The sequence below is a fragment of the Lentzea tibetensis genome, from assembly GCF_007845675.1.
GTDB classification, from domain to species: Bacteria; Actinomycetota; Actinomycetes; order Mycobacteriales; family Pseudonocardiaceae; genus Lentzea; species Lentzea tibetensis.
In genome coordinates this window covers 1-14,642 of record NZ_VOBR01000063.1, presented here as the reverse complement: position 1 = coordinate 14,642, position 14,642 = coordinate 1, and the positions used below count along the sequence as shown (strand labels likewise).

12 protein-coding genes and 2 pseudogenes are annotated in these 14,642 nt (G+C 64.8%); 9 read left to right on the top strand and 5 right to left on the bottom strand.

From position 1 onward, the window contains the following. Positions 1-211: 211 nt before the first annotated feature. The 3 genes and pseudogenes from FKR81_RS42425 to FKR81_RS42415 all read right to left on the bottom strand — a co-directional run bounded on the left by FKR81_RS42425 (position 212) and on the right by FKR81_RS42415 (position 3,037). Complete coding sequence (locus FKR81_RS42425; protein WP_146361166.1) at positions 212-757, bottom strand: winged helix-turn-helix domain-containing protein; 546 nt, start codon at positions 755-757, stop codon at positions 212-214. A gap of 1,431 nt (positions 758-2,188) precedes the next feature. Further along, positions 2,189-2,353, bottom strand: a pseudogene (locus FKR81_RS42420) (IS5/IS1182 family transposase); the annotation flags it as partial. Positions 2,354-2,401: 48 nt separating this feature from the next. Next, positions 2,402-3,037, bottom strand: a complete 636-nt coding sequence (locus tag FKR81_RS42415; protein ID WP_186763511.1) for a peptidoglycan recognition protein family protein — start codon at positions 3,035-3,037, stop codon at positions 2,402-2,404. Between the two features lie 127 nt (positions 3,038-3,164). On the opposite strand from FKR81_RS42415, the gene FKR81_RS44210 reads away from it, so the two are divergent. The 8 genes from FKR81_RS44210 to FKR81_RS42380 all read left to right on the top strand — a co-directional run bounded on the left by FKR81_RS44210 (position 3,165) and on the right by FKR81_RS42380 (position 12,294). Next, positions 3,165-3,308: a hypothetical protein gene (locus FKR81_RS44210; RefSeq protein WP_186763510.1), complete on the top strand. Its 144-nt coding sequence runs from the start codon at positions 3,165-3,167 to the stop codon at positions 3,306-3,308. Between the two features lie 1,339 nt (positions 3,309-4,647). Next, positions 4,648-5,259, top strand: coding sequence for an RNA polymerase sigma factor (locus tag FKR81_RS42410; RefSeq protein ID WP_146361162.1), 612 nt, complete (start codon positions 4,648-4,650; stop codon positions 5,257-5,259). Next, on the top strand, positions 5,256-6,050 hold the full coding sequence (locus tag FKR81_RS42405) for a zf-HC2 domain-containing protein (RefSeq protein WP_146361160.1): 795 nt from the start codon (positions 5,256-5,258) through the stop codon (positions 6,048-6,050). The genes FKR81_RS42410 and FKR81_RS42405 overlap by 4 nt, the downstream gene beginning before the upstream one ends. A 57-nt stretch (positions 6,051-6,107) precedes the next feature. Next, on the top strand, positions 6,108-6,494 hold the full coding sequence (locus FKR81_RS42400; protein WP_146361158.1) for a hypothetical protein: 387 nt from the start codon (positions 6,108-6,110) through the stop codon (positions 6,492-6,494). A 27-nt stretch (positions 6,495-6,521) separates the two neighbouring features. Next, entirely contained in the window at positions 6,522-7,325 is an 804-nt protein-coding gene (locus tag FKR81_RS42395) for an ABC transporter ATP-binding protein (protein ID WP_222598614.1), read from the top strand. Then, complete coding sequence (locus tag FKR81_RS42390; RefSeq protein WP_146361154.1) at positions 7,322-8,635, top strand: hypothetical protein; 1,314 nt, start codon at positions 7,322-7,324, stop codon at positions 8,633-8,635. Before FKR81_RS42395 ends, FKR81_RS42390 begins: the two co-directional genes overlap by 4 nt. A gap of 261 nt (positions 8,636-8,896) precedes the next feature. After that, positions 8,897-9,217: a hypothetical protein gene (locus tag FKR81_RS42385; RefSeq protein ID WP_146361152.1), complete on the top strand. Its 321-nt coding sequence runs from the start codon at positions 8,897-8,899 to the stop codon at positions 9,215-9,217. An 875-nt stretch (positions 9,218-10,092) separates the two neighbouring features. Beyond that, entirely contained in the window at positions 10,093-12,294 is a 2,202-nt protein-coding gene (locus FKR81_RS42380) for an ATP-binding protein (protein WP_186763509.1), read from the top strand. A gap of 401 nt (positions 12,295-12,695) precedes the next feature. Here FKR81_RS42380 and FKR81_RS42370 read toward each other — a convergent pair whose 3' ends face one another. Then, complete coding sequence (locus tag FKR81_RS42370; protein WP_146361148.1) at positions 12,696-13,934, bottom strand: IS1634 family transposase; 1,239 nt, start codon at positions 13,932-13,934, stop codon at positions 12,696-12,698. Between FKR81_RS42370 and FKR81_RS42365 the strand changes: the two are divergent. Then, positions 13,861-14,085 (top strand): annotated as a pseudogene (locus FKR81_RS42365) (cytochrome P450); the annotation flags it as partial. The gene FKR81_RS42370 and the pseudogene FKR81_RS42365 overlap by 74 nt on opposite strands. A gap of 18 nt (positions 14,086-14,103) precedes the next feature. Here FKR81_RS42365 and FKR81_RS42360 read toward each other — a convergent pair. After that, on the bottom strand, positions 14,104-14,295 hold the full coding sequence (locus FKR81_RS42360) for a hypothetical protein (protein ID WP_146361146.1): 192 nt from the start codon (positions 14,293-14,295) through the stop codon (positions 14,104-14,106). Between the last annotated feature and the right edge of the window lie 347 nt (positions 14,296-14,642).

Genomic DNA, 14,642 nt, shown 5'->3' with positions numbered 1-14,642 from the left:
GCGTCGAGCAGGTCGGCGAAGTCGGGCTCGCGGAAGCCCTTCTTCTCTCCTTTACGTCCTTTGTGGATCATCGCACGGTAGATGAGCCTGCTGCGTTGCCCAGGCCGGTAGCACGTCAGCCCGGCGATCGAGATGCGCCCTGATCCTTTCGCGGTGACCTTCACGACAGGGGTCTGGCCACGCGGGGCCCAGGTTCGGGCCTTGGCTGGTCTCAGCGTTTGTCCTGCCTCGTCGGCGAAGCAGAGCCAGGCGCCCAGCCTACGCGCGACCCTTTTGCCGCCGGCCATTGATGGCGGCGCCACCGCCGGATCGCGTCCTCGTCGCGTTCAGCAGCCTGATGTTTGGGCATCTGCGGGGTCCAGCCCATCCGATGCAGCAGCAACGAGGCACCCTTGAGGCTGTACCGGACGTGAAACAGGGTGGCGATCAGCTTCACGACCCTGGCCAGGGTCCACCGCTGATCCTCGGTATACCCCGAGGCCGCCGGCCCAGCCTCCAACCGTTGCCGCAACCGCTCCACCTGCCTGGCGTTCAGCTTCGCCGACGCCCCGACAGACCCCTTGGACTTCAAGGCATCCGGCCCACCAGCGACCCACGCGCGCCGCCAGGCATACGCCGACTTCGTCGACACCTCCAACCGCGCGGCGACCTCAACCGCGGAGACCCCCGCCTCGAACAACTCGGCGGCCTTCCGGCGAACCTGTTCCCGTCGCTGCCTGCCGGCCTGATTCTGCCCGCCACCGTCGCCATATCGCACCCATCAAGTGTCCAACCGGCAATCCACGATGACCGTTACGACACGCCAGACCTTAAACCTTCAAGGTCTGTGGCTACCGTAAAACTGTCAATCACTCGACGGCAATTACGCGACATCAATCCATCGCGTCAAGGGCGATGTCAAGCCAGATGCTCGTACCGGTGTTGACCACAAGACTTGCACCAAGGGCAGCCAGCACGCCTTACCACCACCGATCCGGGAACAGGTCACCCTGTACGCCGGAATGGCAGCAATCACGCCCATTGACGTGATCTCAACGAGTTTCAGGTGAGTCGGCCGTGTTACCCGCGCGGGTATCGCGGTCGCGGCGGTCGGCGTAGAGCAGGCGGCCGGGTACTGGGCCAGTTCGCGGGGCACGATAGGTGATCACGGGGAGCTTCCCTGGTCCGGATTCGATCTTCGCAAATCCGGTCCTACCAGGAGCTCCCCGCCCTTCTTCCTCCAGGTCTCTGTAGCGCGCCGCAGCGCGCGGCCGAGTGCTCCCGCGACGGCGCCACGTCTTCAACGCAGGAATCTCTGTTGGTGAGATCACCTCATTGATGCGAACCAGATCATGATCCACCACGCGAGTGCCAGCGTCAGACAAGTCGCGGCAGCGACCAGCGCCGCGCGGACAACACCGATGTGATGGCGTGCCAGTGCGAACCACGCGTCCCCAGCAACCAGGCCTCCGAGCACGGCAGGTACCAGCAGGAAAGCCAACCTTGCCCCCTCGTTCGTTCTAATCCAAGTCAACCTTCCTGAACCTCGGACCTCACAACGCAAGAATGAAGCCGACAAAGACGCCGACCAAGAACGCCCTGGAGGAGATTTTAAATAGGAAACTCACACTGAAGATTAGGCTGGGCATATCATTTACTCCCAACGGAAGTGTGTACATTTTTCCCTTGCACGAAAAATGCAATATGCAGATAACATCGTTTGCGCAAATGGTGATATGCAGGCGCATGTTGCCCTGGACAGGGCCGCTCTAACGCCGCCCAATCCCGTCGCCGAGCAGGTCGTGCACGAGGCACGACGGCGCATGCCAGTCCGGAACCATCCAGCGCGATCTCGTCGTGCTGCACGAGAACCGCGGTGACGATGGTCGGGTGACCAGACAGCAGGACATGATCACCACAGCTTGCCGGTCATCAGCAACGGCAACGCCGGGATCGCCGTCCTGACTGCCGGTGCCACGACCATGGTCGCCGCGGCCGAACTGGGCCAGCTCTGGACCAACTGCGGTTGGTGATCACCTTCGCGGCATCGACCTTTGTCATGACGGCGTTCAGCACCAAGAAGATGCCGATCTGCGAAATCGTCAGCCCCACGTATCGTTGATCGAGCGCGCGAACCACGATCGTCTGCGACAACCACAGCCTGCACCTGGCCATCGAGACCAACCGACGGATGGAACAGTGAGCCTTTTCATCCTGCCGTGACCTCGTGGTTCTGTAGGACGTGGATGGCTTTGGCCAGTCGGCCGGCGCGGCGGGGGCAGCTGCGGAGCTTGCGCAGGATGCGTCAGGTCTTGAGTTGGGCGTTGGCGCGTTCGCCGGGTCCGCGTAGGCGGGCGTGGGCGCGGTTGGCGTTCAGAGCGCGGCAGGATCGTGATGCCGAGAAGCCAGGAGCGCCTGGACATCACAAAGGTCTGGCGGACAACAGCTTCGAGACCCCGCTGCGGATCGACGGCATGCTGAGGTAGAACTGATCGCCAGGACATCCGGTCGCGAGCCAATCCCGGTGCCCTGAGATCGTGTCGACCATGCGCTTGTCACCCGAGATCGGGTTGACGTAGTTGGTCCGGCCAAGCGGGTCGAGATCGCAGACAGACGCGAGAGCCGCGAGTACGGAGACCAGGGAGTCGATGGCCGCCTGCGAAGGCATGGTTGAGGTGAACTCCCCCATGAGGCACACGCCGACGTTTCCCGCGTTGAAGCCACCAACATGCGCCCCGCTGGACAGCATTGGTTTCCCTCCGGCCTTCTGACCGGGAGACAGGAGCGTGAACCCGTTCTCGCCGGACCACCGCCCCTCATAGATCCGGCCCCCTGGATCGATGAGCACGTGGTAGCCGACGTCGCCGAGACCCTGGTTGACCGCATGGTCGAAGTAGATCGCCCGCAGGCCCGCCGCCGGATCCTTGCTGACGGGAATCGCGGAGTGGTGCACAACTACCGACTGCACCGGGAACGACTCGACTGGAAAGCGCTCCGCGCCATCCTCGCCGAAGCGGAGAGACTCATCGGCTCCCCACTCTGCGCGAGAGATCGCCATGACAGCGAATCGATCGGAACCCAGAGGAGGACTCGCGATCTGACTGCGGGGCGTCACAACCGCTCCCACCGCCGCTGCCGCCGCCCCTGCCGCGATGCTACCCAACGCGCTGATGACGCTCCTCCGAGTGAGTGCAGGCATCATTGTCCTTCCCTATCAAGCGATCCTGCCGATTCTTCGTGCCATCTGGTCACGCGTCGTTGCCACTGACTGGAACGGTGCGATTTCTCATGACACGAAGCAGGACGCCTGCATGGTTCATAAGTTCTGAGGAACCAGGGCTCCCGATCCGATGGCAACTCCGGCATCGCAACTCCGTCCCTCAAACAGTCCATAGTGGACGCTCGTCTCACCCGACGACCGGATGCGAAGGACCCGAGGGCAATACCAGCTCGACGACCTATACTCCGCACATGATCACCCCCCTGCCCGAGCACCGGATCTCGCTTGACGCCGACGGCACCCCACCGCGTACTTCCTTCGCGCGTAAGCGGAGGCCCTCATGCCCGCCACAACTCGCTACACGGGTTCGACGTACCGACAAATGAACTCAATGGCGTGGCCAGATCGTGCTAGATGTTGAACCCACCAACGAGGAGTCGCTCCGTGAAGAACATCCTTGCACCCGCGTCGGTGGCCGCGACGGCCCTGATCTTGTTGCTGATCATGCGAAAGCGGCGTCGAGGCTGGATCCGCCTCGAGGCTCAGTGAGCGAGCGATGGCGAGCTCGAGCGCACGGGGATGCTGATGTCCCATCTTCGACACATCGCCTTTGCGTTGAACGCAAGGTGATCGGACAGCGTGCGCTCAACGACAACACCGGGCCATGGGACGACAAGAAGCCGAGCACCACGGGATTGCACGGCAATACTGAGTGATGCGGATGCCCAGGCGTACGGAACCAGTGCGGCTCAGCTCAACAACCGCTGCGCGACGCGATGAGCCAGCCCCAGGCACAGGTCGCCCTCCACTCACAACATCCGAGCAACAGACTTTCGACAGGACGTTCCAGGAGGAACGACCATCGTCACCGCCCACTGCCGACCCGGCGGATCGTCTCGGCCTTGCGATGCCGTTGTGCGGACAAGGTTTCGCAGCGCCGCCGGTCTGCTGCAGCCGGGTTGACCTCGGTTTCCGTGGCGACTGCGACGACATCGCAGTACGGATTTCCCCGCCACGACGTCGCTGAGCCAGTGGCTGCCGGGCACCGACCAGGCCTACGTCACCGACGACGCGAACCCGGCGGGCGATCCCTCGGCGGACTCGCCGTGCCGATCCGGCTGACCCCACACACCTCCCCGACTTTCCTGCCACGTTGACGCTGAGGTGTGGAGCCGCCCAGCACGGCCGGGACTACACGCCGGGCGCGCCCTGACACCAGCGTGGTCGCTCGCCAGCGGCACAGCCTCGCAACGAGTTCGACGACCCACGCCCCACCGACTGATACATCAGTGCTGGTCAGCGATATCTGCTCGGTTCCCGGACCACTACGGCGCCCTCCGTCACGCCGGTTGCGATGGCGACGGCCGCAGCCATCCCACGACAGCGGGCCTCAGGTCACACAACAATCAGAATGAACCGGCTGTGGGAAGGGCCGCGTTTGGCAGTGCGTGAAGTGGCTCAAGAAGGACGTTGGGGATGTTGACGAGTCCGAGCTGGTTCGTCGTGTCGCCCGAGGGGATCGGCGAGCCTTCGACGAACTGTACCGCCGCACTTCCCCGTGGCTGGTGACCCGGCTGCGGCGACGATGCGCCGACGACGAGATCGTTGCCGAGGTGCTGCAGGAAACGTACCTGGCGGTCTGGCGCGCGGCCGGTTCGTTCGCCGGATGCGCCGTCGACGGGAGCGCGATCGGCTGGCTGTGGACCGTCGCCGCGAACCGGCTCGTGGACGCCTTCCGGCGACGTGCCAAGCACGCGGAGGTGTCGGCTTTTGCCACCACCGCCGTCGCTCCCGCCGCCGAGGAGGAAGTGCTCGGGTCCATGATGGCGGCGGAGATGGAGCAAGCTCTGCGCCGACTGGCGCCTGAACTGCCGCAGGTGCTGCAGGTGCTGCAGGTGCTGCAGGTGCTGCAGGTGCTGCAGGTGCTGCAGGTGCTGCAGGCCATGGTGCTGGACGGATTGAGCGTCCGGCAGACGTCGGTGCTGCTCGGCGTGCCCGAAGGTACCGTGAAGACACGCGCGCGGCGGGCGCGCATCGCAATGCGAGAGGCGTTGTCATGACACCGGAGCACGCGACGCAGGAGCTCCTCGAGCGATACGTCGAGGGTGACGGCCGCCTCGCCGCGGACGTCGTGTGGGCGCTCGAAGCTCACCTCGAAACCTGCCGCGGCTGTCGTGATCGCATCGGAGTCGCGGTGCGCGGCCGGGCTGGCGGGGCAGATGCATTGCTCGCGCAGGTACGGCTGAGGCTGGACGACGAGCCCGCTCCCGCCTCCGGCCGGTGGCGCGCGGCACGCTGGGCGCCACCAACGCTGGCGCCCTGGCTCGTCATGACGGTCACGGTGTTGTTCATCGCCGTCGCTCTGGACGTCCTGGCCGGCTCGCACCGCCCGCCGCACCTGCTGCTGCTCGCTCCGGTGACACCGCTGGCGAGCGTGGCGGCAGCCTGGAGCCAGGGACGCGATCCGGCGTTCGAGCTGACGGCTGCCACCCCGCGTGCCGGGTTGGAGTTGATGCTCCGGCGCACCCTCGTCGTACTCGCGGTAGTCATGCCGGTGTTGACGGTGGGAGGACTGGTGGCCGGTGCATCGCCGGTCCGGTGGCTCGTGCCGTGCCTGGCATTCACAGCCAGCACATTGGCGCTCGGCTCGGTCTTCGGGTTGACACGCGCCGCGTTGGGCCTGGGTCTGGTTTGGACAGCGGCGGTGGTCGCGCCCACCCTCGTCACTAGGGAGCTGCCAGTTGCCTTCGAACCGGCCAGCACGCCGGTGTGGGCCGCGGCGGTAGTTGTGGGCGTCGCCGTGCTGATGACGCGACGGCGTGCGCTGACCGAGCTTCCGAGCGATCAATAGTGGCGCAGGTCACATCACGATGAGAACCTGATCTTGGACCGCCGCGTCCAGCTGGACATGACACAGACCAAGAGCATCGGCCGTCGCATCGGCATCATCGCTGGAATCCTCGTTGGCGCACTCGTCCTCGGGTACGTGGTTTGGGCCGTGGCGTTGACCCAGATCACGTACGCCTCGGACGCAGACTGCGCCACCGCCCAGACGGTGGTGACGGCAGGTGGCGCACTGTCCGATGCGGACGCTGCGAAGAACTGGGCGACGGACGCCGAGGCTCGCAAGGAGCAGCTCAGCCACGACACGCTCAAGGAGGGACTGGGCCAATACATCGCCTACGTCGAACAGAACTTCGCGGGCAAGCCCGACCCCGCGCAGAAGACCTCGGCTGCCACTACGATCTTCGACGCGTGCCGTGACATCAAGATGTCCTTCCCGGCGCCGCGCTGACCCGCCGTCCAGACAAGGAGTTTCATGGTGCGTGCGGTGAATGCTGCAGAGATCGCTCCGACAACGTACGGCGCGGAGATCTCAGCCAACAGGCTGATGGTCAGGACTGGCAAGCGAATGGCCGTCAACGGATTGGACCTGTCGCTCGGCAAGGGCGTGCACGGGCTGCTCGGGCCCAACGGCGCCGGCAAGACGACGATGATGCGGGCGCTGGCCACCGTGCTGCGCCCGGCGGGTGGCGAATTGATGCTGCTCGGTCAGCGGATCGACAGCCGGACCGACATGCGGCAGGTTCGCCGGGACATCGGCTACCTGCCGCAGGAGTTCGGATTCTACCCGCGATTCACGGTACGGGAGTTCGTCGAGTACATGGCGTGGCTCAAGGAGATGCCCGCCCGAGACGTGCCGGGTGCGGTTCAGCGTGTTGTCGAACGAGTGGGTCTCGCAGACCGGGCTGACGACAGGATGAAGACCTTGTCGGGCGGCATGCTGCGTCGGGCGGGTATCGCGCAGGCGATCGTCAACGACCCTCAGATCCTTCTGCTCGATGAGCCCACCGTGGGGCTGGATCCGGAGCAACGTCTCGCGTTTCGAGCTCTGCTGCGCGATGTCGGCCGTGACACCTGTGTGCTCGTCTCCACCCACCTGGTTGAGGACGTCGTCGCGGCCTGCACCGACGTCCTGCTCGTCGACCAAGGCCAGATGGTCTTTCAAGGTGCGCCATCCGATTTGGAGGTCTGGGGTGCCGAAGGAACCGGGGACAGCCCGGCCGAACGCGGCTACTCCGCACTGCTGCAGCGTCATCGTGCGCAGGCCGGTGGTGCACGATGACGGCCCGGATCCTGAAGGTTGAATTCCGCCGATCAACGGCGCTGCCGCTCGCAGCGCTCATCGGCGGACTTGGCGCGGCGATGATGTACGCGACGTTGCGGGGCTGGGGCGGCAGGTGGATGACGGCGGCCCTGTGGCAACGGGAGTACCTCTTCATCTTGTTGCCGTTCGGACTTGGTGCCGGCGCGTGGCAGGCACGTCGGGAAAGCCTGTCGAAGGTCGGTGAGTTGTTCGCGTCGACAGCACGGCCGCGCTGGCGGCGAGTCATCCCCACAGCCAGCGCTCTCGGGATCGCGGCCTGTGTCGGCTATCTGGCGATGTTCGCTGCTGCAGCGGCACAAGTGGCAGGCGTCGCCACATATTTCACGTCCGCAATCGCGCTGGTGGTGGCCATCGGAACTCTCGCCATGGTCACCGCCGTGTGGCTCGGGTTCGCGATCGGCGTGTTGTCCCCTTCTCCGTTCACCGCTCCTGTCTTGATCGTCGTCGGTCTGACCGCGTTCCTCCGGTTGTTGCCCGGCGAGGGGAAGGCCGCGCCACTCACACTGATGTTGTCTCGGCCCAGCGATGATTTCTCGAAAATCTCCCCCTCAGTCCACATCGGCCAGTTCGTGTGGCTTGCGGCACTGACCGCAGCCGCGTTGGTGCTGGTTGGCGCATCAGGTCCACAGCGGCGGATCCTGGCCGCAGCACCGACGCTGCTGGGTCTACTCGCGACGCTCACAATCCTTCCGGGAGAGCGCGAGGACATCGCTGTGCCCGACCAGGACGCAGTTGCCCTGGTCTGCACCCAGGACGAGCCGATGATATGCGTCAGTAAGGTTCACGAGTCAACACTGCCGGACGTACGCACCCCGGCGCGTGATGCGCTGAGTGTCTTGGCGGCGAAGCTTCCCGACGGACCGACGTCGGCGGTCGAGGCGACCGTGCCGTGGCAGGACACCCGTGCTCAGAGCGCACAACCCGGCGTACTGCCGATGGACGTCGAAGTTGACTCGCGTGGCCGCCTGGCCATGACGAGCGGCGAGTTACGCGCGCAACTCGTGGACGGAGCGGGCACTCGGCCGTGCGCTTACATCCTCGCTCAGCCAGATCGAAACGTTCATGTGCGGCACCACGCCGCACGGACGGTCGTGGGCGCTTGGCTGCTCGGCGCTCCCCCGCCATCCACCAGCGGAGAGCTGGTCCTGAAGAGCTATGCGGCCCTGCAAGCCCTGTCGGCCGACGAGCAGCGTTCCCGCGTCGTCGCGATGCGTGCGGCTGCGGCCACGTGTGACGGCAGCGATCTCCTCGACGTACTGGCCAAGTGAGGTGCAGCCAAGTGAGGTTCGCGACGCTCTACTTTCGCTCCCGGCGGGTGCCTGCTGCTGTCGCCACCGCCATGGTCAGCACGGAGGGCCTGGGTGCGCTCAGCCTCGCCGTGAAGGATCCGCAGTTGACTCTGATGCTCACGGTGCTGGCGGCGGTGGTGGGCATCTGCACAGTTGGACCGGGCCTGACGTCGACCTCGACGCACCGCCGCGATTGCGTAGCGACCGCGGCGTGTCATCCACGTCGTCGCCGCGGCGACGGTGATCGGCGGACTTCTCGCCGCCACGCCCCTGCTCGGTGATTCGTTCGCCGGCGTGGCCCTCATCGTCCGTGACGCCGCTGGCCTCGGCGGGCTCGTCGCATTCGGTGCCGCCACGCTGGGGGCATCGCGCGCCTGGATGGCGCCGGTCGCCTGGGCAGCGCCCACCATCATGATCGGCGGACCAATCAGCACCTCCTGGTACCAGGAGGTGCTGACCTGGCTCGCGCAACACCCCACCGTGGCGTCGGCGCGTCTCACGGCACTGGTGCTCTTGCTCACGGGAACTGTCGCTTACGCGATCGCTGGGAGCCGCAAGTGAAACTCCAGATGTCAACGGGGGCGGGGTTGGAATCACAATAGAAGTGGACCGGACGATAGAAGCACCCACTCGATCGACTGTATAGAAATACACATCGCGACAAAGCGAAATCTTTTGACTAAATGGCCGAAGGGCGAAGAGCCGCTCACCCACCAACACGACTACGGCCACAGCGTCTCAATCGGTCGCCTTCGCCTCACCTGAGAGGTGCTCACATATGTGCCCTGAGGTGCCACTTCGCCGTAACGCTTGTATCGTTTGACCCCAATCGATCACTACTCCATTCTAGTGAAGCACCTAGAGCGGGGATGCGCTCACTTGTAACGTGCAACCGATTTCAACGCCATATCCAAGGAGCGTCAGGTCTCGGATTGACCGCGCAAGACAATGAGTGGAGATGAGATTCTTTGACAGACACTGACCGTACTCCTTCCCATATGGCATGTGAGTTGCTGCGCGTCGGCATACAACCTGCACGATCCGACGAGGCGTGACCGACAGTCGCCTGGCGGCCGTGATGCGCCAGACCGCTTCTAACGCGCCCTTGACAGCAGCAATGCCATGCTTAACGCGGCCGCTACGGCCAATTGGACTCGTCCTGTCCGTTTCGGCCGTGGGCTCGCATGGGCAGCGCCGCGCTCGCATCACCCCGCGAAAGTCCAGCAGCCACGCGAGAGGGGAGTACCCGCGCAGTGTCGTCTGCACTGACGTGTGTCCTGTGTTCGGTGGAGATTCCGTGTACACGCAGGTCGCGATTGAAGCGCATTTACTGCTCAAACGCGTGCAGACAGAAGGCCTATCGGCAGCGTGCTCGGCTGACTAGTGACGAGCGACCCGAACCAATCCGTGTTCCGAACGCCGCGCGATGGCAGGCATTGGACAGTTTCATCGGGAGAGACGAAGAGCTCGCAACGCTCAACAGATACTTCCGGCAGCACCGTTTGATCACCCTGTTCGGCCCAGCAGGTGCCGGCAAGACGAGGGCGGCAACGGAGTTTGCAACCTCAGCGGCACAGATGTTCCCAGACGGAGTCCATCTGATCGAACTCAGCAAGATCACTGATCCTGACCTCGTAGCACAAGCGGTTGCGTTGACCGTGCGGGCGGCCGATCGACTGGACAACACGGTCTCGGACTCCCTGCCCCAAGTGCTGCACGACAAGAACGCACTGCTGATCTTGGACAACTGCGAACACCTCGTCGACACCTGCAGCGAGCTGGTCGACACGCTGCTCCACCACTGTCCTCAGATCCGGATCCTCACCACCAGCAGGGAGACACTGCGGCTGCCCGGCGAAAAGGTCTTCTCCATAGGTCCCCTCGCCGTCGAGGACGCGATGCAGCTCTTCACTGACCGTGCCCTCAACGCCGCACCCGCTCTCACGCTCCACGACGGCAACCGTGAGTTCGTGAAATCGATCTGTGATCGGCTGGACCGTCTTCCGCTCGCGATCGAACTGGGTGCCAGGCTCGTTCGACTGTTCCCGCTCGACTACATCGTCGATCGACTCAATAACCGGTTCGATCTCCTCACCTCCGGCGCACGCAGTGCCGACGCCAAGCACCACAGCTTGTACGCCGCGATCGACTGGAGCTACAGCCTCCTGAACGACAACGAGCAGGTGCTCCTGCGAAGGCTGTCCGTACTGCCCGGCGGATTCGACGTCGAACTCGCCACTGCGGTGTCAGCTGATCTCGAACTCCCGGTCATCGAACTGATCTCCAGCCTCGAATCCAAGTCTTTGCTCGCGACTGCACCAGACGCCTCTGGCCTGCCAAGATTCAGACAATGGGAGTCAGTTCGCGCTTACGCTCACGAGCGATTAATCGAGTTCGGAGAACTACCAGATGCGGTCGAACATCTTGTCAGTGCACTGACCGCGATCGCGGCCCCACTGACCGAGTGCTTCACCCCTTCCCGCAAGCTGGTCGACCGGCTGCTCGCCGAGCAGGACAACCTTCAGAAGGCCGTCGACCACCTCAGAGGACGAAACGACGGCCGGGAACCGCTCCTGGCGGGCGCGCTCGCCAGATGTCGCACGTCGCAGGGTGTCGTCGCCAAGGTGCATGAGCTGCTGGAAGCCTCCTTGAGGGTCAAGAACGCCCCGCCACCCCATCGAGTCGTCGCCCTGAACGAGGCCACGTGGAGTGCGGCATGGCAGGGCAACCGCAAGCGCGCCCTGGAGCTCGGGCAGCAGAGCGCGGAGGTGGCTAAGCAGGTGAACCTACTGCTGCGTTGCCAGGCGCTCACCGGGCTCGCCTATGCCTACCAAGAACTCGAGGACTACCAGAACGCCCTGATCCGCTTCGCGGAGTGTCTCGACCTGATCCGCTTGGTCGGAGATCCTCAAAGCATCGCCCTGTGCGGCCACAACCTCGCCTGGTCATCGATCCTCGCTGACGACCTGGACACCGGTGAAGAAACGCTCGCCGAGATCTTGCCGCTCTACGAGAGCATTCCCGAGCTCAGCAAACGAGCTTCCTTGTGGCATACCGCCGGCGCGTTGTATCTGCGGCGTGGTGACTATTCGAACGCAAGGCGTTACTTCACAACCGGCTTGACAAAGGCCGATCCGACGTCCGTCCAGACGCCCTACCTGATCGAAGGTAGTGGGCTCGTCGGCCTGCGCACGGGCCGCGTCGAGCACGGGCTGCGACTGCTCGGCGCGGCGGAACGGTTGAGACGGGCCAACGACGCAATGTGCGACGTGAACTGGGCGAAGTACGTCGAGGCCGAACTCGCCGCCTTCCGTTCCCGGATGCCCTCCTTCGACGTTGACCACCACTTGGATCAGGGTCGACGCTTGTCGGATGCCCATACCGTCGTCGACCTTGCTGTACGTCAGCGTCCGCCAAGCGAGGCACCGCAGATCACGCTTGGTTCGATCACCGAACGCGAGCAACAAGTGGCCACCCTCGTCGCACACGGCAAGACCAACGTCGAAATCGCTCGGCAACTGAGGATCTCGGAGCGCACAGTCGAAAGTCACCTCGATCACGTGCGCACCAAGCTAAGCCTCCGGTCACGCGCCCATGTGGCGGCGTGGGTGACCCAGCAACTGTCAGCCGCGCGTTGACGCTTGCTGGTCGACCAGCTCCCCCGGTTGACCAGCAAGCGGATCTGAAATGATCGCGTTCTTACGTTGGATAGCGGTCGGTCTGTTGGCCAATGCACTGAGAGGGCATCTGATCTTGGTTTGGGGTGGCTTGTCCGTTTGGCGATCACGCTAAAGTTGATCAACTGTGAGTCTCGCCGTGCGTACCCCAGTGACCTGTCGGATGTCCGGTGGGCGTTGATCGAGCCGGTGCTGACGGCGTGGCGTGCCGCCCGGCGCGGACCGGCAACCGCGGCGTGGATGCCCGGCTTCCGCAGTTGGTAGTAACACGTGCTCGCGGATTTGCGGTCTGAGCTGGGGAAACGTGTGCGGGGGCGAGGAGGGCGTGTGTCTACGCTCGTTCGGTGTTTGCGGGGCTCGGTTCAGCTGGGGTCGAATGCGGAGATCCGGGGCGGCGGTGTGATGGATAACGCCTGGTAGATGGCCTGCTGGCCGGCGCGGACCGGGGTGGTTTGGGTGATCGTGCCGGCCTGGCCGGCGAGGGTGACCTGCTTGAGACGGCCGGTTTCGCGGCTGATGGTGCGCCAGCTTTGGTGGCAGGACAGTTCGGCGACGCGGGTGAGCAGCAGCACCAGCCAGCAGATCAGGACGTGGGCGCGGATGCGGTGCTCGAGCCGGTGGAACACCGGCCGCAGCAGCAGTTCGGACTTGAAGTCGCGGAACCCGCGCTCGGCTTCGAGCAGGTTCTTGTAGCCCAGGGCCGCGTCCTCGGCGGTGATGTCGGGGTCCGAGGTGGCCAGCAGGTACTTGCCGTCCAGCCGCTGCTCGGCTTTGGCCTTGGCGCGGTCGATGGCCAGACGGCCGCTTGCATGTTGGCGGATCCACCGCTTGAGCGTGGGGTGGTCGCGCAGGGCGCACTCGGCACGGACATGCGCGGCCTCGGCCTTTTGCTTGGCCTTGTCGCTGCCCGTCCTGGCTCGTCGCTGCTCTCGTTGTCGTTGCGCGGCAATGCGTTCGAGCTCGGCTTCGATGCGGGCGATGGCCTGTTCCCGCTGGGTCTTGTCGCGGTCGGCTTGTTCGGGGTTGTGGCAGATGATGAACCTGGTGTCCGCGGCGCCGTCGACGCGGATCTCTTTGACCCGCAGGTTGTCCCGCACCTGCTGGTAGCGGCCCTGGCGGGCCAGCGCCTGCTCGGCGAGTTCGCCGCCGTCGCGCATGCGCATGCCGGCGATGTAGTGCCCACCGGCCCTGCGCAGGTAGGCCAGGTTGTCCGCGCTGGAGAAGCCGCGGTCGACCACGGTGATCACCCGGCCGAGTTTCCAGTGCCGCATGTCGTCCTTGACCTCGGCCAGCACGGCCTGGTCGTTGGTGTTGCCCGGCCAGCACCACACCCGCACCGGGATGCCTTCCTTCGTCACGGCCAGGCCGATGACGATCTGCGGCAGGTCGTCGCGGTGGTCCTTGGACTTGCCGTAGCGGCGGAACGCGCCCTGGCCGTCCTCTTCGGTGTCGCGTTCGAAGTAGGTGGAGGTGGTGTCGAAGAACAGCAGGTCGACCTCGAGGTTGAGCAGGTGCGCCACCGCGAAGAACACCGAGGCCTTCGACCCCGATCGTCCGGAACGGACCCATCTCGGGTTCGGCCACGGCGCGCGCTTCTGCATCGGCGCGAGCCTCGCCCGCACGGAGTTGCGCGTCGTCTTCGCCACTCTGGCCCGCCGCCTCCCCGGCCTGCGGCTCGCCAAGGACCTCGACCAGCTCGCGGTGCGGACCACCCTCACCGGTGGCGTCGCCGAGCTTCCGGTGACCTGGTGATCCCACAACAACGGAACGCTACTTGGTGTTGCGGCGTGCGTCGGTCCGCCGGAAGATCGCGGCTACTCGCTCGATCTCATCCTGCGTCATCGGCGGCATGTCGGCGACTATCGCGCGCCAGTGCTCCAGGCCTGCTCGTTCCTCCTCGGTGAAGTAGTCGTCTCGGGTTGGATCACCTCCTGCCGCTGTCGTGTTGTCCCGGTCGGTCATGGGATGGGGTTCACCTCCCCTCGGCTGGGTTGGTGACCGTGCGCGGTCTCCACTACTGAAGACCGTTCTTGATCTCCTTTGGACAGTGCCCGCCTGATTGGCCGCCCCGCCCGCTCGCCCCGCCTGTTCCTGTCTCTGCACAGGGGCGGGTCGGATGCGGTTTCGGTAGCCCGTTAATAGCGGCTGACCGGCGCTGACCGCGCATGTGGGGGCTACCGCTCTAGGTGGCTGGTGTCGAACGGGGTCTTGAGGGCGTTGACCTGGTCGATGTTGTGCCGACGGGCCTTGTGTTCGCGGTGCTCTCGTTGTGTGCGGTCAGCGGGGCTGGGCGCGATGGTGATCAACGT

Coding starts and splice junctions, on each gene's coding strand:
- FKR81_RS42415 (WP_186763511.1), bottom strand. CDS start 3,037: ATGGCGATCTCTCGCGCAGAGTGGGGAGCCGATGAGTCTCTCCGCTTC.
- FKR81_RS42390 (WP_146361154.1), top strand. CDS start 7,322: ATGACGGCCCGGATCCTGAAGGTTGAATTCCGCCGATCAACGGCGCTG.
- FKR81_RS42400 (WP_146361158.1), top strand. CDS start 6,108: ATGACACAGACCAAGAGCATCGGCCGTCGCATCGGCATCATCGCTGGA.
- FKR81_RS42405 (WP_146361160.1), top strand. CDS start 5,256: ATGACACCGGAGCACGCGACGCAGGAGCTCCTCGAGCGATACGTCGAG.
- FKR81_RS42370 (WP_146361148.1), bottom strand. CDS start 13,934: ATGCAGAAGCGCGCGCCGTGGCCGAACCCGAGATGGGTCCGTTCCGGA.
- FKR81_RS42360 (WP_146361146.1), bottom strand. CDS start 14,295: ATGACCGACCGGGACAACACGACAGCGGCAGGAGGTGATCCAACCCGA.